The 17,973-nt window shown below is 67.8% G+C and carries 16 protein-coding genes; 6 read left to right on the top strand and 10 right to left on the bottom strand.

Annotation, left to right across the window (positions count from 1 at the left end):
• Window positions 1-8: 8 nt before the first annotated feature.
• The 9 genes from SAZ01S_RS07115 to SAZ01S_RS07070 all read right to left on the bottom strand — a co-directional run bounded on the left by SAZ01S_RS07115 (window position 9) and on the right by SAZ01S_RS07070 (window position 11,403).
• Complete coding sequence (locus SAZ01S_RS07115; RefSeq protein WP_084581413.1) at window positions 9-2,069, bottom strand: phosphocholine-specific phospholipase C; 2,061 nt, start codon at window positions 2,067-2,069, stop codon at window positions 9-11.
• A 118-nt stretch (window positions 2,070-2,187) separates the two neighbouring features.
• Window positions 2,188-2,910, bottom strand: a complete 723-nt coding sequence (locus tag SAZ01S_RS07110) for a Crp/Fnr family transcriptional regulator (RefSeq protein ID WP_245824677.1) — start codon at window positions 2,908-2,910, stop codon at window positions 2,188-2,190.
• 59 nt (window positions 2,911-2,969) lie between these two features.
• The gene (locus SAZ01S_RS07105; protein WP_084581409.1) at window positions 2,970-3,533 is read right to left on the bottom strand and encodes a sensor histidine kinase family protein; all 564 of its coding nucleotides are present in this window, start codon (window positions 3,531-3,533) and stop codon (window positions 2,970-2,972) included.
• A 264-nt stretch (window positions 3,534-3,797) separates the two neighbouring features.
• The gene (locus tag SAZ01S_RS24650) at window positions 3,798-5,897 is read right to left on the bottom strand and encodes a bifunctional glycosyltransferase/UDP-glucuronate decarboxylase (RefSeq protein ID WP_369688866.1); all 2,100 of its coding nucleotides are present in this window, start codon (window positions 5,895-5,897) and stop codon (window positions 3,798-3,800) included.
• Window positions 5,894-6,982: a CgeB family protein gene (locus tag SAZ01S_RS07090; protein WP_084581407.1), complete on the bottom strand. Its 1,089-nt coding sequence runs from the start codon at window positions 6,980-6,982 to the stop codon at window positions 5,894-5,896. Before SAZ01S_RS07090 ends, SAZ01S_RS24650 begins: the two co-directional genes overlap by 4 nt.
• Complete coding sequence (locus tag SAZ01S_RS07085) at window positions 6,979-8,091, bottom strand: CgeB family protein (RefSeq protein ID WP_084581405.1); 1,113 nt, start codon at window positions 8,089-8,091, stop codon at window positions 6,979-6,981. Before SAZ01S_RS07085 ends, SAZ01S_RS07090 begins: the two co-directional genes overlap by 4 nt.
• Window positions 8,088-9,209, bottom strand: a complete 1,122-nt coding sequence (locus tag SAZ01S_RS07080; RefSeq protein WP_139809971.1) for a glycosyltransferase family 4 protein — start codon at window positions 9,207-9,209, stop codon at window positions 8,088-8,090. Before SAZ01S_RS07080 ends, SAZ01S_RS07085 begins: the two co-directional genes overlap by 4 nt.
• Window positions 9,206-10,291 (bottom strand): NAD-dependent epimerase/dehydratase family protein, encoded by a 1,086-nt coding sequence (locus tag SAZ01S_RS07075; protein WP_084581403.1) that lies wholly within the window; start codon window positions 10,289-10,291, stop codon window positions 9,206-9,208. Before SAZ01S_RS07075 ends, SAZ01S_RS07080 begins: the two co-directional genes overlap by 4 nt.
• Entirely contained in the window at window positions 10,288-11,403 is a 1,116-nt protein-coding gene (locus SAZ01S_RS07070; protein WP_084581401.1) for an NAD-dependent epimerase/dehydratase family protein, read from the bottom strand. The genes SAZ01S_RS07075 and SAZ01S_RS07070 overlap by 4 nt, the downstream gene beginning before the upstream one ends.
• 244 nt (window positions 11,404-11,647) lie before the next feature.
• Here SAZ01S_RS07070 and SAZ01S_RS07065 point away from each other — a divergent pair, with 244 nt between their 5' ends.
• The 4 genes from SAZ01S_RS07065 to SAZ01S_RS07050 are packed head-to-tail and all read left to right on the top strand — an operon-like array spanning window position 11,648 to window position 15,157.
• Window positions 11,648-12,247, top strand: coding sequence for a histidine phosphatase family protein (locus tag SAZ01S_RS07065; protein ID WP_084581399.1), 600 nt, complete (start codon window positions 11,648-11,650; stop codon window positions 12,245-12,247).
• A complete protein-coding gene (locus SAZ01S_RS07060; protein WP_084581397.1) occupies window positions 12,244-13,053 on the top strand; it encodes a TIGR04290 family methyltransferase in 810 nt (269 codons plus the stop codon). The genes SAZ01S_RS07065 and SAZ01S_RS07060 overlap by 4 nt, the downstream gene beginning before the upstream one ends.
• On the top strand, window positions 13,050-14,051 hold the full coding sequence (locus tag SAZ01S_RS07055) for a glycosyl hydrolase (RefSeq protein WP_084581396.1): 1,002 nt from the start codon (window positions 13,050-13,052) through the stop codon (window positions 14,049-14,051). The genes SAZ01S_RS07060 and SAZ01S_RS07055 overlap by 4 nt, the downstream gene beginning before the upstream one ends.
• On the top strand, window positions 14,051-15,157 hold the full coding sequence (locus SAZ01S_RS07050) for an inositol-3-phosphate synthase (RefSeq protein ID WP_084581394.1): 1,107 nt from the start codon (window positions 14,051-14,053) through the stop codon (window positions 15,155-15,157). Before SAZ01S_RS07055 ends, SAZ01S_RS07050 begins: the two co-directional genes overlap by 1 nt.
• Before the next feature lie 191 nt (window positions 15,158-15,348).
• Here the strand turns inward: SAZ01S_RS07050 and SAZ01S_RS07045 are convergent, their stop codons facing one another.
• Window positions 15,349-15,873: a DUF1003 domain-containing protein gene (locus tag SAZ01S_RS07045; protein WP_084581392.1), complete on the bottom strand. Its 525-nt coding sequence runs from the start codon at window positions 15,871-15,873 to the stop codon at window positions 15,349-15,351.
• 47 nt (window positions 15,874-15,920) lie between these two features.
• On the opposite strand from SAZ01S_RS07045, the gene SAZ01S_RS07040 reads away from it, so the two are divergent.
• Window positions 15,921-16,880 (top strand): MDR/zinc-dependent alcohol dehydrogenase-like family protein, encoded by a 960-nt coding sequence (locus SAZ01S_RS07040; protein WP_084581390.1) that lies wholly within the window; start codon window positions 15,921-15,923, stop codon window positions 16,878-16,880.
• Window positions 16,877-17,851, top strand: coding sequence for a Gfo/Idh/MocA family protein (locus SAZ01S_RS07035; RefSeq protein ID WP_084581388.1), 975 nt, complete (start codon window positions 16,877-16,879; stop codon window positions 17,849-17,851). Before SAZ01S_RS07040 ends, SAZ01S_RS07035 begins: the two co-directional genes overlap by 4 nt.
• Window positions 17,852-17,973: the final 122 nt, after the last annotated feature.

The raw sequence follows: 17,973 nt of genomic DNA, 5'->3' as shown, positions 1-17,973 counted from the left end.
TATCGCGTCTAATCGATTTGGGAAACCTTTACATTGGTTAAGGGCGGTTCCGACCAGCCATCGGTACCATTTTCGATCCTTCCGGCCAGCCTGCGGCGGTAACCGGGCGCATCGGGATCGGTCAGCACGAGGTCGTACCAGCCACCGGTCGCGGTGAGCGCAACCCGGGTCTCGCCCTGGCCGAGCGGGTGCAGCGCGGGGTGGCGGGGCCATGCCGATATCAGCCCCGCCGGCGCCTGCACCACCAGCGCCGGCGCGCCGATGCGGCGCAGCTGCCAGTCTACCTCTCCGGCATGCGCCGGTCCCTGGCCGGCGAAATGGCGGTGGAAGCCATTGGGGCCGAGCAGCCAGAGATCGTAGCGGCCGTCCGCATCCAGCGGCCATTCGGCCTCGATCGTGCCGCCCTGCTTCAGCGTGTAGCGGCGCGGCACCGCGTCCAGCCGAAGCCGATCATAGACCTGCACCACCACCGGCGCACCGGGACATTCGAGCCGAAGCGCGATGCGCTGGGCGTCGAGCGCGGCCTCGTGCACGTCGAGCGCATAGGGCAGGGCGCGGGCGCGGCGAATGCCGGGCTCCTGCGCGGGTGCCTGTCCGGCGGCGTCGGGGGCGCTGGGTTCGGGCTGGCTGGGCAGTGCGGCGGCGCGGGCGGCGAGCGGTCGCGGATCGGGCAGCGCCGGCGCGGCGGGCTTGTTCGGCCTGCGGAAATCGAAGGCGGTGGTGAGGTCGCCGCACACCGCGCGCCGCCAGGCCGAGATATTGGGTTCCTGCACCCCGAATCGCTGCTCGAGTAAGCGGATGACCGAGGTGTGGTCGAACACCTGCGAATTGACCCACCCGCCGCGGCTCCACGGCGAGACGACATAGCAAGGGACGCGCGGACCCAGACCATAGGGGCGGCCGATCAGCTCGGGCCGCTCCGACTTCTCGTCGGCGACGCTCGGGATCTGGTGATAATCGTTGGCGGTATCGATCTGCGACGCGCCGACAAAGGCGCCGGGCGCGTTCGGATCGCGCGACGGCGGCGCGGGCGGGGGGACATGGTCGAAAAAGCCGTCATTCTCGTCGAAATTGACGATCAGCACGGTGCGGGCCCAGACCTTGGGATTGGCGGTCAGCGCATCGATCACCGCGGCGGTATAGGCGGCGCCCTGGGCCGGGCTGGAGGGCCCGGGATGTTCGCTGCTCTTGGCGTCGGCGATGATCCAGGAAACCTGGGGCAGCGTCCCCGCGACGACGTCGGCACGCAGCTGATCGAGCCCATGCGTGGTCAGCGCGCGGTCGTACAGCGGCGATCCCGGCTGCGCCTCGCGATAGGCGGCGAAGCCGACCAGCGGGTTGTCGGTGAAATTGTCCGCCATGTCCTGGTAGATGCGCCAGTCGATCCCGGCGGCCTGCAGGCGCTCGGGATAGGTCGTCCAGCGATAGGAATCGGGATGGCCGCCCTTGGTCGCGAGCTCGTCGTGCGAATTGCCGATCGACGGGCCGCCCAGCGTGCCGGTCGGATCGTTGGTGCCGGTCCACAGGAACAGGCGGTTGGTGTTGGTGCCGGTATGGACCGCGCAGTGATAGGCGTCGCAGATCGTGAAGTTCTCGGCCAGCGCGAACTGGAATTCGAGATCCTCGCGGGTGAAATGGCCCATCGCGCGTTCGGTCTTGGCCGCGGCCCAGCGCTGCATGCGGCCCTGGTCCCAGGCGGCCTGTGCGTCGGGCCAGCTATGCGGCGTGCCTGCCACTCGCATCAGCTCGAAATGCGCCTGGGTCGACAGATGGAAGGGGGCGACCAGTCGCCCGTCGGCGGCTTCCTGCGCCCAGACGCTGCGGCCGCCGGGCAGCGGCACGGTCACCGGATCACCGAACCCGCGCACGCCTTTCATGGTGCCGAAATAATGGTCGAAGCTGCGGTTCTCCTGCATCAGGATCACGACATGCGCGACGTCGGCGATCGTGCCGCTGCGAACATCGGCGGGGATTGCCGCCGCCCGTGCGATCGACGCCGGTAGCGCCGAGGCCGCTGCTGCCTGCGCACCCGCTGCCAGGAAACGCCGCCGTGTCGTCCCGCTCGTCATCTTCGTTCCAGCTCCGTCCCGTGCTTCGATAGGTTCGGGCGGGTGCAGCAGCGGGATGACGGAGCAAATTTTGCCAAATGCGAAAGCCCTGCCGTGCAGGGGGGGGCGATCTGGCCGCCTAGCGCGCGGCCGCCGTCCTGCTCGGCAAGACGCGGGCTGGCACTGCGGCAGAAGAGGACGCTTCGGGCTTTCCGGCGGCTCGTTTGAGGCGCACGGTTCCGCCACGCCATTCCAGCACGCCGTCGCGCCGCATCGCCTGCAGCGTGCGGTTCACGTGCACGCTGGTGAGGCCGAGCGCATCCGCCAGCGTCTCCTGGGTGAGCGGCATCGTGAAACTATCCTGCCCGGCGCACCCGGCCAGGGATAGGCGCTCGTACATCTCGCTCAGCCAGTCGTGGATGCGCTCATAGGCGCTCATCCGGCCGAGGCGGGCGATCTGGCGCAGCAGATATGCCTCGTCCATCGCCGCGCTGGCGGCATAGGCGTCGCGAAGGCCGGCATCCTCGGCGGCAGGCGCGGGGCAGATCACGGAATCGCACAGGGCGGTGACGGTGCTGGAGGCAACCGGTTCGAGGGTACGCGGCTCCTGGAATACATCGCCTGGCACGAGGAAGCTCAGGATCTGTCGACGTCCGTCGCTGAACAGCCGCACGCGCCCCAGCCATCCCGCCAGCACGAGCAGCGGTCCCGTCGTCCGCTGCCCGGCCCGTATCAGGTCACGCGACCCGCGGAGGTGCTGGGACTGCTCCGCTGCCATGCTGACGGCGCGGCGTTCCTCCTCCGACAGCGCAGCGAGCGCGCGAAGACGACGGAGCGCATGCGCGTCTGTTGCGGATAGCAAAGTTGTGAGCATAACCTGAGAGCAACGCCTCATCGGCGCCCAAGTTCAAAACAATGATGCTAATGGAAGTTAGGATCGCAAGATTCGCCTGGGAGTAGAAGCGCGCACTGCACTCCACCGGGAAGTAATGCGAATCTGCTCTGCACATCGAACCGCAGTGGCAACAGGGTCTCGATCAGATATTGCCCAAATCCCGGACGGCGCGTGCCGGCTAGCGCGAGAATGGGGATGCCGCGTTCCTGCCAGAGGAATTGCACCCTGGCGCCGATTTTCTGCCATGCGACGTGCAAGATTTGGTCGGGTCGCGGTTCGCCCAGCACGCCGAACTTGATCGCGTTTGTCGTCAGTTCGTGCAGCACGAGCGCCAGCAGTCGCGCGGCGGCCGGTCGCAGCGACAGCGTGGGCCCCTCTATGACAATACCGGGTGCATTGCCGAACTGGAATGCGCGCAGGTGGTCGCGAACCAGCAGCTCAAGATCCATGGCCCGGCTGCTGCCAGGGGCAACGGCCTGCAATGCCTCCAGGCGACCGGCGCGGTGCGCGCGCGCGTCCTCCGCATTGCCTCCGATCGCATCATGGGCGAGATGATGGTCTTCCACCAGCATGTGCAGCGTCGCGAGCATTTCGCCCGGCTGCAGCGGGGCGGGAGCCTCAGGCGAGGGCCGAGACCACGCGAACGGATCGGGATCGGTCGCGCGAGATCGATATTGTCGGGATCGCGTCAACCGCCACCTTCCTGTCACCGCCGCAAATATCCCCGGATGCCGCGTCCCCGAGGGATGCGGCAGGGAGGGGACGCGACACAGGGAGTGTACCGCGCTTGCTAGTGCTGGAAACTACGGCCCGAGGGTCAGGGTAGATGCAACTCCGGCGAATACCGGGGGGCTTTATTCTGCGGCGGCTTCCAGCAGTGCCCGATCTGTACCTTGTGCGCCCAGGGCGCGGGCGAACCAGGCGAAGCTGCGTTCCAGTCCCACCGCGAGCGGCACGCTGGGTTCCCAGCCGAGCACCGCACGGGCGCGCGAAATGTCCGGCTTGCGGCGCCGCGGGTCGTCGGTAGGCAGCGGATGATATTCAATAGCAGTTTCGGCGCCCGTTAGCCTGGCCACCTGCTCGGCCAAGTCGCCGACCGTGATTTCGTGGGGATTACCGAGGTTTATCGGCTCCATACCAGTGATATCGCTATTCATTAGCAGCGTTAGGCCCCGTACCAGATCGGAGACGTAGCAGAAGCTGCGGGTCTGGTTGCCGTCGCCGTAGAGCGTCAGCGGCTTGCCCGAGAGCGCCTGGACGATGAGGTTGGACACGACCCGCCCGTCGTCGAAATGCATGTGGGGGCCATAGGTGTTGAAGATCCGCGCGACGCGCACTTCCGCGCGCCCGGTGCGGCAGAAGTCGTAGGTGAGCGCCTCGGCGGCCCGTTTTCCTTCGTCGTAACAGGCGCGCGGGCCGGTGCAGTTCACCCAGCCGCGATACTCCTCGCGCTGCGGGTGCATCTCGGGATCGCCATAGACCTCGGAGGTGGAGGTCAGCAGAAACCGCGCGCCTGCCTCGGATGCGAGCCGCAACAGCCGGTCGGTACCAACCACATTGGTTAGCATGGTGTGCTCGGGATCAACCTGATATTGGGGTGGAGACGCCGCGCAGGCGAGGTTGTAGATCTGCTTGAAGCGGTGCGCCCGCTCGCGGATCGTCGCCGGCAGTTCCTCGACGATGTCGCCCAGCACGAACTCGAAGCCGGCGCGCCCCTGCAGCGCCTCCAGATTGGCGAGATTGGAGGTCTGGAGATTGTCCAGGCACACCACCTGCTCGCCGCGGTCGAGCAGTTCGGCGCAGAGATGCGAGCCGATGAAGCCGGCGCCGCCGGCGACGAGGATCAGTGTCTTTTCGTCCTTGGTCTGCATGGGGGCATTGCTCTCCTGGCGCGTGTCGCGGGGCCGCGCTTGTGCTTCGTTCAGATGGGCTTCGAGTTCGGCGGCGCGATGCGTGGCGTCATGGCCTTCGAACAGACGTCGCCGCGCTGCCGTGCCGATCGCTTCCGCATCGCGGTGGAGCGCGGCGATCGCCTCCTCGCTAGTCTCGGCGAGGAGGATCTCGTCGCCGGGCACGAACAGGCTGTCGATGCCCTCCCAGCGGTCCGACAGGATCGGCGTGCCGCACGCCGCTGCCTCGAACAGCCGCACCGAGGGCGACCAGCCAGTCGCGATCATGTCCGCGCGCGTCACGTTCAGCGTCATTCGCGAGGCCGAGTAGAAGCCGGGGTGCTCGGCAGGCGGCAGATGCTCGATCCGCTCGACATTGGCCGGCCAGTCGATCGTCTCGGGATATTGCGGGCCGGCGACCGCGAAGCGCTTGTCCGGGCAGCGGCGCGCGGGTTCGAGCAGGAGCTTTTCCAGCGTCGGCTGGCGATCGGGACTGTAGGTGCCGAGATAGGTGAGGTCCCAGCGCTTCGGCACGTCGAGCGGGCGATAGGCATCGGTGTCGACCGAGCAGTAGAGTGCGCGCGCGGCCGGGCTGCCCAAGTCGCGCTCGAGCCGATCGAGCGTCGGGCCGCCGGTGAAGCTGAGATAGACGTCATAGCCGGGGATCAGCGCGTGCGTCAGATAGTCGCAGTCGCCGCGGCCAAGCTTGGCGAGGGTGACGGGCGTGTCGATGTCGTAAAAGGCGGTGACCCCCTGGGCCGTGGCCTGGACGAACTGTCCCACCGCGATGCCGTCCGGCACATAGGAACCGACCATCACCGCATCGGCCTCGGCGATCGCATCGCGCCACGCGTCGAGGTCGGCGAGCGTGCGATAATATTCCAGCCGGCAGAAATCGGGATCGATCAGGTCGCGGTGCGCGCCGGCGTACCAGGGCACCTCGCGTTCGAGGAACAGCACGTCATGTCCGCGTGCGGCGAACGCCCGGAGCAGCGCGCGGAAGGTGGTGGCATGGCCGTTGCCCCAGGAGGAGCCGAGGCTGAGGCCGAGGACGATCAGCTTCATGCGGCTTTCCTTTCGCGGGGCTTGCGGGACTTGAGGATCGTGTCGACCTGCGCGCCGCGCAGATCATAGCTGTGTTCGGCGAGCACGCGGGCCTTCGCGGCTTCGCCGATCGCGCGGGCGCGCTCGGGGGTGAGCGTGGCGAGATGCTCGGCCACATCCTGCCCGTCGCGCGCGACGAGCACTTCGGCATCGGGCTTGAGGAACAGCTCGATTCCTTCCCAGGCATCGGTGATCAGGCAGGCGGCGGCGCCGGCGGCTTCGAACACGCGGGTGGCGGGGGAGAAGCCGATCGCCGCCATCGAATCGCGCGCGACGTTGAGCACCGCCTGCGGCGTGCAGTTGAAGGCGTTGTGATCGGCGGTACCGACATGGCCGATCGCGCGGACGTTCGCCGGCATCGCCTTGTCGTGCCAGCCATTGCCGCCGAGCAGGAAGCGGCGCTCGGGCGTCAGCGACGCGGCGCGGAGGAAGAATTGCTCGATCCGCGCCTCGCGATCGGGCAGCCGGTTGGCGAGCAGCGCGAGATCGGCGGTGAAGCGCGGGTCGGCGGGCGCGGGGTGGTGCGTCTCAGGATCGAGCGCATTGTAGACGGGGATGCATTCGCGCGCGCCCATTGCGGTGTACGCATCGATCACCGGCGGGCCGCCGCCATAGGTGAGCACCAGATCGATTTCCGGCAGGGTGGCGCGGACCGGATGGGCGGAGTCGTCGCGCATCTCTTCGAGCGTGGCGGCGGCATCGACGTCCCAGAAGATGCGCAGCGCATCGGGGCGGGGGGCGGTGCGCAGTGCCTCGACCAATTCGCGATCGAACACGCCGACGCCGCTCGCCTTCACCACCACATCGGCGTGGTGTGCCTCCGCCAGCACGCTGCGCAGGCCTTGCTCGGTTGCCGGGTAGACTAGCACTTTCGCCCAGGCCGGCGGATCGATGTCCCGGTGCTGCTGGCGTTCGAAGGCATCGGGTTCGTAGAAGGTGATGTCATAGCCGCGCGCGGCCAGCGCCTTGAGGATGCCGCGATAATAGGTCGCGGCACCATTCCAGTAGGAAGAGAGCAGGCTCGATCCGTAGAATGCGATCTTCATGCGGCGTCCTTGGCAAGTTGGGGGCGGGCGAGACCGGCGACGATGGCGAGCAGTTCGTCGACGCGGTGTGCGCAGCTGTGGCGGGTGCGGATCGTCTCGAGGCCGTGTGCGACCAGCGACGCGCGCAGATCGGCATCGTCGCGGAGTGCGGTGAGGTGGCGGCCCATCTCGGCGCCGTCGCGGGCGACCAGATAGTCGGTGCCGGGGCAGAAGAGGTGCTCGGTATCGTCCCAGGGTGCGGAGACGAGCGGGATGCCGCAGGCGAGCGCCTCGAACACGCGGATCGTCGGGATGCCCGGCAGGATCGTCGCATAATAGCGCCGCGGCACATGGACGGTCGCGAGGTGCCGGGCGAAGATCTCCGGCGCGCGGGCATTGGGTGCCCAGCCATGATAGCGTGCACGGTGGCGGGCGAGCATCGCCTTGGCTTCTTCCGGATAGCGGACGCCATAGATGTCGAGCGGCAGGTCGGCCTCGGCAGCGGGGCGGAACAGAAAACGCTCCAGCTCCTCGGTGCGCTCGCCATCGCCCCAATTGCCGATCCAAACCAGACCATCGCGCGCGCCCTCCTGCGCGGGCGGCTGGAAACGGCGCAGGTCGGCGGCCTCGTGCCAGACCCAGACCCGATTGCCCCAGCCCCAGCCGCGATAGACCTCGGCCAGCGTCTCGCCAAAGGCGAGCACGCCGTCATAGTCGTTGAGGTCATAGGCCTGCATCGCCGCGGGTTCGCTGACGGCGCGGTGGTGGGTATCGTGGAACAGCAGGGTGAACTGGCCGCCCATCGCCCGGGCATGGCCGATGCGGGAAACCAATTTGGCATCATTCCATTCGTGGACGATCACCAGATCGGCATCCTCGATCATCTCCGCCGGGGTGCACATCGGGGTGTAGGTGGAGGAGCGGAGCTCCGGATAGGCGGTGCGATAGGCGGCGAGACCGTCCTCGCCATGGTCGCCGAGCAGATTGGCGAGGCTCCAGGCGCCTTCGGGCTCCCACACCTTCACGTCATGGCCGCGGGCGATCAACTCGCTGAGCACCCCGCGCAGGAAATGCGCGTTGCCGTGGTTCCAGCACGAGGAGAGCGAATGGGTGAAATAAACGATCTTCATGCCGCGGCCTTTCCGGCGGGCGCGCGCTCGGCGAGGAGCTGGCGATAAAGGGGGAGCATGGCGTCGGCCATGCGGGTGGGCGTGTAGCGGTGGGCGCGCTCGGCAGCGGCGTCGCCCAGGTTGCGGCGCAGCGCGAGATCGCCGATCAGCCGCTCGATCGCATCGGTATAGGCGGCGGCATCGCGCGGCGGCACGAACAGCGCGACGCCGTCCCAAAGCTCGCGGAGCACCCGGATATCGGCCAGCACCAGCGCGCAGCCGGCCGCGGCGGCTTCGAGCACCGCGAGCCCGAACGGCTCGAAGCTCGCGGCCGAGACGAACACGGGGCGAGCGGCGAGCCGGTGCGCCAGTGCCGAAGGATCCAGTTGGCCGAGCAGATGCAGGTTTTCGAGCTGCACCGTCTCGCCGTGCGGGCCGACGGCGGCGCCGGCGGCGTGGAACGGCACCGAGAGCCTTGCCGCGACCTGATCGAGCAGGGCGGCGCCCTTCACCGAGTCCCACAGCCGCCCGACGGTGAGCACGCAATCCTGGACTGGTTCGTGCTTCGGCGTCACCAGCGGCGCGCGGCCATTGTGCACGACGGTCGGCAGGCGCGGCAGCGCATAGGTGGCGTGGACCACCTCGGCATAGCCGGCGGACGGCGCAACGACGCGATCGGCAGCAAGCAGTCCCTGCTCGGTCAGCGCGCGGTGCCAGGCGAAGTTTGGGTCGAGCGGCACGCCGGCCCGACCATGCTGCCACCAGGTCGAAACGCAGCCATGCGTTACCGCCAGCACTGGCGCGCCGGGATCCGCCGAGGCCGCGAGCGTCGGCATGTTGAGCTGCACCAGATCGACGCCGTGCAGCCGTGCGAGACGGCCAACCTCCGTCCCTGCGGCAAGGACAGGCGCAGGGCCAAGGCTTAGCCAGTCGAGCGGCAGCCCGGTTTCGAGGAAGGTCAGGCCAGGGATCGCCGAGGCTTCTGCCCGTTGGGCGTCGCTCGGGGCCGGGCCGAGCTGGGTGAGCACCGTCTCGACACCGCGATCGGCCAGCGCGCCCGCCAGATCGATGCTGTACTGCCAGACGCCGCCCACCGTGTCGGTGGTGAGCAGCAGCCGCAGCGGCGTGGCGCGCGTCACGAAGCGGCCGCCGCCATGCGTTCGCGCTCCCCCCTGCTGCCCAGCGTCAGGCCGCGCTCTTCGCCGAGCCAGCGGGCAAGCGCGGTCACGCCGTCCTGCCACCCCGTCGGCGTGCCGAGCCCGAGCGCCGCGCGCGCCTTGCGGGTATCGGCGACAAAATAGCGCTGGTCGCCCGCGCGCCAGTCGTCGAAGTGCAGGTCGAGCGGGCGGCCGGTGATCGCCTCGACATGCGCCAGCAGCGTGCGCAGGCTGACCGCATTCGCGGGACCGCCGCCGAGGTTGAACGCCTGGCCCGATACCCGATCGATCTGCCGCCAGGCGGCGATATAGGCGTCGACCGCATCCGATACGTCGAGAATGTCGCGCACCTGGTGGCCGTCGCCATAGAGCGTGATCGGCGCGCCTTCGAGCGCGCGGATCAGGAAATGGGCGACCCAGCCCTGGTCCTCGGTGCCCATCTGGCGCTGGCCATAGATGCAGCTCATCCGCAGCACCGCGGTCGGCAGGCCGTAGCTGCGGGCATAGTCGAGCACATATTGGTCCGCCGCGCCCTTGGAGCAGCCATAGGGCGTGTGGAAATCGAGCGGCCGCGCCTCGCCGATGCCGCGCGCGTGCACCGCGTGGTCGACCGGCTGGTACCCGTTGACGCCCAGCGCGAAGTCGAGATCGGCGAGATCGCCATAGACCTTGTTGGTCGAGGCGAAGATCACCGGCGGCGGGGTCGCCGCGGTGCGCGCGGCCTCCAGCAGCGCAAAGGTGGCGGCGATGTTGACTTCGAAATCGCCGATCGGATCGGTGAGGCTGGTGGTCACCGCCACCTGTGCGGCGAAGTGGAACACCGCGCGGGCAGCGCGCACGGCGTCGGCCAGCTTCGGCGTGTCGCGGATGTCGGCGATGACCGGACGGATGCGGTCGCCGTGGCGCACCTGCAGCCAGGCGAGGTTGCGCTCGACGCCGGGGCGGCGCAGCGCGTCGTAGATCACCACCGTCTCGCCCTGGCGCGCCAGCCGGTCGGCGAGGTTCGAGCCGATAAAGCCGGCGCCCCCGGTGATCAGGATCGGCCGCTCGTCACTGCCGTTCATGCGACCAGGCCCCGCTTCTCGAGTTCGGCGCGCGCTTGGCCCACGCGGTCCTCGGCGGTCTGCTGCTGCACCCAGTCGGCAAGCTCGGCGAGACCGGCCTCGAAATCCTGCCGCGCCTCGAAGCCGAGCTTCTCGCGGGCCATGCTGGTGTCGCAGAAGCAGTGGCGGATATCGCCGACGCGCGACTTGCCGACGATCTCGGGCGTCGCATCGTTGCGGCCCATGGCGCGGGCGAGTGCTTCGGCGACCTGGGTGATCGAGCGATCATTGCCCGATCCGATGTTGAAGGTCTGGCCCGCGGCCTGGGGCAGGGTGAGCGCATCGGCGAAGGCGCGGGCGACGTCGCTGACATGCACGAAGTCGCGGCGCTGCTCGCCATCCTCGAAGATCATCGGGCGCTGGCCGTTGAGCAGTCGCGAGGCGAAGATCGCCAGCACGCCGGTATAGGGGTTCGACAGCGCCTGGCCGGGGCCGTAGACGTTGAACAGCCGCAGGCACGCGGTCTCGATGCCATAGGGCGCGCCCATGATGTGGGTGGTGCGCTCCTGCACATATTTGTTGAGCGCATAGATCGAGGCGAGGCTCGGTCGCTTCCATTCGGGTGTTGCAACCGGTTGCAGCGGGCGACCCTGCGTGTCGAGCGGATTCCACTGCGCCTGACCGTCACGAACGGCGCCGCGCTCGGCATTTTCGACGAGCGCACCGTCCGCGTCGCGGTACAGGCCTTCGCCATAGATGCTCATCGACGACGCGGTGACGACGCGGCGGACGGGCTGGTCGATCAGCCGTTCGAACAGCACCGCGGTGCCGACATCGTTGGCCGAGGTGTAGCGTTCGACTTCGTACATCGACTGGCCGACGCCGACTTCGGCGGCGAGGTGAATCACGCTGTCGACGCCCTGCAGCGCCTGGGCGACCGCATCGCCGTCGCGCACATCGGCGCGGATCAACTCGACATCGGCGGCAAGTGCTTCAGGGCGGGCGCGATCGCCATGGACCTGTTCCAGCATGGAGTCGAGGACGCGAACCTGGTGTCCTCTGCGAAGAAGCTCGGCTGAAACCTGGCACCCGATGAACCCTGCGCCGCCCGTTACGAGCACCTTTTCCGCCATGCCGATCGCTTTCCTGACCTGAAACTAACCTGGGTAAGTCGTTACACATTGATGACTTGCTAGGGACATCGTCTTCCAGTGAAAATAACAGCTTCTTCTTCATCTTGTTCCCGGTGATCGTGACGTAACGACCACATTGATCTAGTTGAATGTTTGAAGATGATGTAGGTTAATTGGAACATTTGTAGCATGGTGGTTGTTACGGAAGCATCTAAGTTGATGCTGATGGGCTGCAAACCTTCTGATGACTGCAAAAGTACATCTGATCCGGCACGGCGCGCATGAGGAAGTCGGCCGGGTGTTGAGCGGGCGTAGTGTGCGATCGCCGCTTTCGGTGGCGGGGCATGCGCAGGCGCAGTGGCTGGCGGCGCATTTCGCGCGCGAGAGCCCGATCGCCGCGATCCATTGCAGCCCGCGCGAGCGGACGCGCGCTACCGCCGAGATCATCGGCAGCCGCATCGGCGTGCGCGCGCAGGTGGTGGAGGCGCTGGACGAAGTCGATTTCGGCGCCTGGACCGGTCGCAGCTTCGATGACCTCGAGCGCGAGCCCGGCTGGCGCGAATGGAACCGGCAGCGCTCCGCGGTCCGGCCGCCCAATGGCGAGCGCATGGCGGAGGCCACCGCCCGCGCCGTCGGCCATCTCGATGCGCTGGTGCAGCGCGGCTGGAACGGCACGCTCCTCTGCGTCAGCCACTGCGACATCATTCGGGGCGTGGTCGCTCATTATCTCGGGCTGGGCCTCGATCGCCTGCTCGCCTTCGACGTCGATCCCGGATCGGTCAGCACGCTGCTGATCGGCACTTGGGGAGCGCGTCTGCTCAAGCTCAACGGGGGACAGGAATGAGAAACCTAGCCACGGCGCACGCTGCGCCGGCGGACGACCTGCGTGCGCGCATCGATGCGCTGGGCCCGTGGTTCCAGAACATCCGTATCCAGGGGCTGGAAACCGCGCCGGACCATTTCCTGGGCGACTATCCCGCGTTCAAGTTCGCGCGCTTCGCCGACGCGCTGCCGGAGGATCTGGAAGGGCGCTCGGTGCTCGATATCGGCTGCAATGCGGGCTTCTATGCCTTCGAGATGAAGCGGCGCGGGGCGGGTGAGGTGCTCGGCATCGACAGCGACGAACGCTATCTGGCGCAGGCCCGCTTCGCCGCCGAGGCGTTGGGCTACGAAGACGTCCGCTTCGAGCAGCGCTCGGTGTACGACGTGGCGGCGCTCGGACGCCGGTTCGACATCGTGATCTTCATGGGCGTGCTCTACCATCTGCGCCATCCCCTGCTGGCGCTGGACCTGATCCGCGAACATGTCGCAGGCGAGTTCATGCTGTTCCAGACGATGCAACAGGGATCGGACGCGGTTGCCGAGGTGCCGGAGGATCATCCCTTCCATATGCCCGGCACCTTCGATCCGCCGGCCTATTTCAACGATGCAGGCTATCCCAAGCTGCACTTCATCGAACGCCAGTTCGCGCATGACTGGACCAACTGGTGGGCGCCCAATGCCGCTGCCAGCCAGGCGATGCTGCGCGCCGCGGGCTTCACGATCGAGGCGAACCCGGAGTCCGAAGTCTATTGGTGCCGCGTCGCCGACGTGCCCTACGCACAATATGGCCCGACCGCCGTCTATCCGGCGAAGGGAGACGTCGCATGATCGAAGCGGCGATGCTCTGGAACGAGCCCAACAACAAGTCGCACTGGGACCCGGTGATCGATCCGGATTGGTCCCTGTTCGCGCAGCATGTCATCGCGGCGGGCAACGCGATCCGCGGGGTGAACCCCAAGCTGCCCCGCGTGCTCGGCGGCATGTCCCCGATCGACCCGCACTGGTTGCAGCGGATGGAGGGGCATGGCGCGCTGGATGCGGTTGACGTGGTGGCGGTGCACGGCTTCCCGCTCGACTGGAACCTGTGGCCGCTCTCCGCCTGGCCGGACAAGATCGCCGAGATCCAGGCGGTCACCGATAAGCCGGTGTGGGTTACCGAGGTGGGCGTCAGCTCGTTCGGTGCCGAGGAAGTGCAGGAGTTCGGACTGCGCCGCACGGTGGAACTGCTGCGCGACAAGGCGGAGCGCGTCTTCTGGTATTCGCTGTTCGACCTGCCGACCAGCTGGGGTGCCGAAACGCGCCATCGCGAGGCGGAAGGCTCGTCCTATTACCGCCATTTCTATCTTGGCCTGATCCGCGAGGATGGCACCCCCAAGCCCGCGCTCGACGTCTATGCCGAGCATGCCGCCGAGGTGGGGCTGATGCAGTGGTTCCACTTCCACGATCCCCGGCTCGACGAGGCGGTGGCGTGGATGAGGCGGCTCGGCACACGCCGCATCCGCACCGGGCTCAGCTGGGCAGACAGCTTCCGAGAGAATGCGGTCGACTGGTTCGATCGACAGATGGAGGCGCTGGCGGATTTCGACGTCACCGTCACCTTCTGCTTTACCCCCGAGCATCTCGGCATCGCGCCGCACCACACCAGCCCCGCGCGCGATCCGCAGGCCTTTGCCGATTTCTGCGCCTGGATGATCGATCGCTATGCCGGCACCGCGACGGTGTCGGCGCCGGTCGCCCCCGTGGCGCTGGCGACCAGCCAGCCTGAGCTCAACCCCTTGCTGTTCAACCGCGACGAGCGTCTCGCCGCCGAGAGGAGGTCCGCCTGATGCTGTCCCCAGACCGCCATGCCATCAATGTCGCGCTCGTGGGGGTCGGCAATTGCGCCAGCTCGCTCGTCCAGGGCATCGAGCATTACCGCGCCGGCGCCAACGACATGGTCGGGCTGATGCACCCGGAACTGGGCGGCTATGCCCCCAGCGACATCCGGGTGGTCGCCGCCTGGGATGTCGACAGCCGCAAGGTGGGGCATGATGTCGCCGAGGCGATCTTCGCCAAGCCGAACTGCACGGCGGTGTTCTGTGACGAGGTGCGACATACCGGCGCCAAGGTGCGGATGGGTAGGGTGCTCGACGGCGTCGCCGATCACATGGCGGACTATGCGCCCGAGCGCACCTTCCTGCTCGGGGACGGCGCGGAGCCCAGCAAGGACGAGATTATCCAGGCGCTGCGCGAGACCAACACGCATGTGCTGATGAACTATCTGCCGGTCGGCTCGCAGGCGGCGACCGAGTTCTATGCGGAGTGCGCCCTCGAGGCCGGGGTGGCGTTCGTCAACAACATCCCCGTGTTCATCGCCAGCAACCCCGAATGGGCGGCGCGGTTCGCGGCCGCGGGGGTGCCGATTATCGGCGACGACATCAAGGCGCAGCTCGGCGCGACCATCGTCCACCGCGTGCTGACCGACCTGTTCCGCAAGCGCGGCGTCAAGCTGGAGCGGACGTATCAGCTCAACACCGGCGGCAACACCGATTTCCTCAACATGCTCAACCGCTCGCGGCTGGCGTCGAAGAAGGAATCGAAGACCGAGGCGGTGCAGTCGGTCGCCGAGGCCCGGCTGGAGGACGCGAACATCCATGTCGGCCCCAGCGACTATGTGGCGTGGCAGAACGACAACAAGATCTGCTTCCTGCGCATGGAAGGCCAGATGTTCGGCGGCGTGCCGATGAACCTGGAACTGCGCCTGTCAGTGGAGGACAGCCCGAACAGCGCCGGGGTCGCGATCGACATGATCCGCTGCGCCAAGTTGGCGCAGGACCGCGGGCTGGGCGGGGCGATCCTTCCGGCAGCGGCGTGGTTCTGCAAGCACCCGCCCGAGCAGATGCCGGACGACGATGCGTACGCGGCGGTGGAAGCGTTCATCGCGGGGGAGTGATTGTGGAAGCCTTGCAAATTCCTCCCCGGTACGGGGAGGGGGACCGCGCTTCGCAGCAGCGTGGTGGAGGGGCCGCCGCGTCAGCGGCGGAACACCCTGCGGTTTCAGCCCGACCGCGCCTGCGGCGCGGCCCCTCCACCATCCGCTACGCGGATGGTCCCCCTCCCCGTACCGGGGAGGAATTTGAGGGACTAGTCGATCCCCTTTTCCTTCCGGCTCTCGTCGAGCGCGTCGAGCACCTGGCCCGGCTCTACATCCGCGTGGATCTCGGCGAAGGCGGGATCGTCCGGCCGGATGTCGAGCTTGTCGGCGATCCGCTCCACCAGCCCGGCCAGCTTGGTCAGCTCATGCTCGGTGAGCAGGCTGACATGCAGGTCAAGGTCGGCGCGGCGATCGGCGACCGCCGCCATGCGGTTCTGGCTGATCAGCACGAAGGTCGAGAGGAAGATCGCCTCCACCGACGCGACCATCGCCAGCGCCACGAAAGTCGGATCGAAGCGCGGCAGCACCGGTAGCACCCCCAGATTCACCGAAATCCAAAGCCCGAAGAGGACCAGATGCAGCACCACGAACGTCATCGATCCCGTGAAGCGGGTGATCCGATCCGCCACCTTGTCACTGAGCGGTGCGCGCAGGGCATCCTCGCGCTGCCGCGCCGTGAGGTCTTCAATGTTCTGGCGGAGCGTGGCGCCCATGCCCTGGCGTGGTTCGATCATCGTTCGACAACATCGCGTCAAATCAATTGGTTGCACGGAGAAAGCGCATGATGCGCGCGGCCATCCTCGAAGGTCCGGAGCAGATCCGGATCGAGACGGCGACGCTCCCCGCGCCGGGCCCGGGCGAGGTGCGCATCCGGCTGGAGGGCTGTGGCGTCTGCGCCTCCAATGTCGAGCCGTGGCAGGGCCAGCCCTGGAGCCAGTTCCCCGGCGATCCCGGCGGGCTCGGCCATGAGGGCTGGGGCGAGATTGACGTGGTGGGCGAGGGCGTCGAGGGGCTGATACCGGGCGACCGGGTCGCCTCGCTCTCCTTCCGCAGCTTCGCCGACTATGACGTCGCCAAGGCCGACATGGTGGTGAAGCTGCCCGACAGCCTCTCCGGCCAGCCCTTTCCCGGCGAGCCTCTGGGCTGCGCCTTCAACATCTTCCGTCGCAGCGACATTCGCGCCGGCCAGACTGTCGCGATCATCGGCATCGGCTTTCTTGGCGCGGTGCTCACGAAATTGGCCAGCGATGCCGGCGCGCGGGTGATCGCGATCTCGCGGCGGCAGGAGTCGCTCGACCTCGCCAAGCACTATGGCGCGGCCGAGACGATCCCGATGGACGACCATTATGCGATCATCGATGCGGTCAAGGCGCTCACCGAAGAGGCCATGTGTGCGCGGGTGATCGAGGCGGTGGGCAAGCAATGGCCGCTCGATCTGGCGGGCGAGTTGGTCGGCTTCGGCGGCAAGCTGGTGGTGGCGGGCTATCATCAGGACGGGCCGCGCCAGGTCAACCTGCAGGGCTGGAACTGGAAGGGCATCGACGTGATCAACGCCCATGAGCGCGACCCCGCGGTGCAGATGCAGGGCCTGCGCGAGGCCGTGGACGCGGTGGCGAACGGGCGGCTCGACCCGGCGCCGCTCTACACGCATCGCTACCCACTGGAAGAACTTGGCGAGGCGCTGGCGGCAACCCGCGACAAGCCCGAGCATTTCGTCAAGGCGCTGGTGATGCTGCGATGAGCCCGCGCGTCGGATTTCTCGGCACCGGCTGGATCGGTCGCCATCGGATGGAGGCGATGCTCGCCACCGGCGCGATCGAGGCCGCCGCCTTTGCCGACCCGTCGCCCGAGGGCGCCGAGCAGGCGCGGGCGCTGGCACCGGATGCGCAGGCGGTCGAGGGGCTGGAGGCGATGCTGGGACTGGGCCTGGACGGCATCGTCATCGCCACGCCCAGCGCGCTCCATGCCGAGCAGAGCATCCGCGCGCTGGAAGCGGGCGTCGCGGTGTTCTGCCAGAAGCCGCTGGGCCGCACCGCCGCCGAGGTGGAGGCGGTGATCGCCGCCGCGCGCACTGCCGACCGGCTGCTCGGGGTGGATCTTTCGTATCGGCATACCGAAGGCATGCGCGCGATCGCCGCGCTGGTGCAGGGCGGGGCGCTCGGCCATGTCTTCGCGGTCGATCTGGTGTTCCACAATGCCTATGGGCCGGACAAGCCGTGGTTTTACGACCCCGCGCAGTCCGGCGGTGGCTGCGTGATCGATCTCGGCGTGCATCTGGTGGACCTGGCCCTGTGGACGCTGGGCTTTCCGGCAGTGGACGGGGTGACGGCGTCGCTGCGCGCGCAGGGGCAGCCGCTCGGCGCGATGCAGGTGGAGGACTATGCTACCGCCGCGTTCCGGGCGGGCGACGCCGATGTGCGGCTCGCCTGTTCGTGGCGGGTGCATGCCGGCACCGATGCGGAGATTTCCGCCGTGTTCTACGGCGCCGAAGGCGGGGCGGCGCTGCGCAACATCGGCGGTAGCTTCTACGACTTCGTGGCGGAGCGGTTCACCGGCACGTCCAAGACTCTGCTGGCCGAGCCCCCGGACGCATGGGGCGGGCGGGCGGCGGCGGCATGGGCGGAGCAACTGGCCCGCTCACCGCGCTTCGATGCGGAAGCCGAGCATTTCGCGCGCTCGGCCGAGGTGCTGGATCGGATCTACGGACGGTAACCTCATTCCCCCTCCCGCTTCTTAAATCCCCCTCCCGCCTGCGGGAGGGGTTAGGGGAGGGTGCGACGTGGAGATTCTTTCTTCACCGGTGCACCCGCTCCACTCACACACCCTCCCCCAGC

It is taken from the genome of Sphingomonas azotifigens NBRC 15497 (assembly GCF_002091475.1).
In the GTDB taxonomy this organism is placed as follows: domain Bacteria; phylum Pseudomonadota; class Alphaproteobacteria; order Sphingomonadales; family Sphingomonadaceae; genus Sphingomonas; species Sphingomonas azotifigens.
The sequence above is the reverse complement of the archived record's forward strand: the minus strand, read 5'-3'. Positions and strand labels throughout refer to the sequence as shown.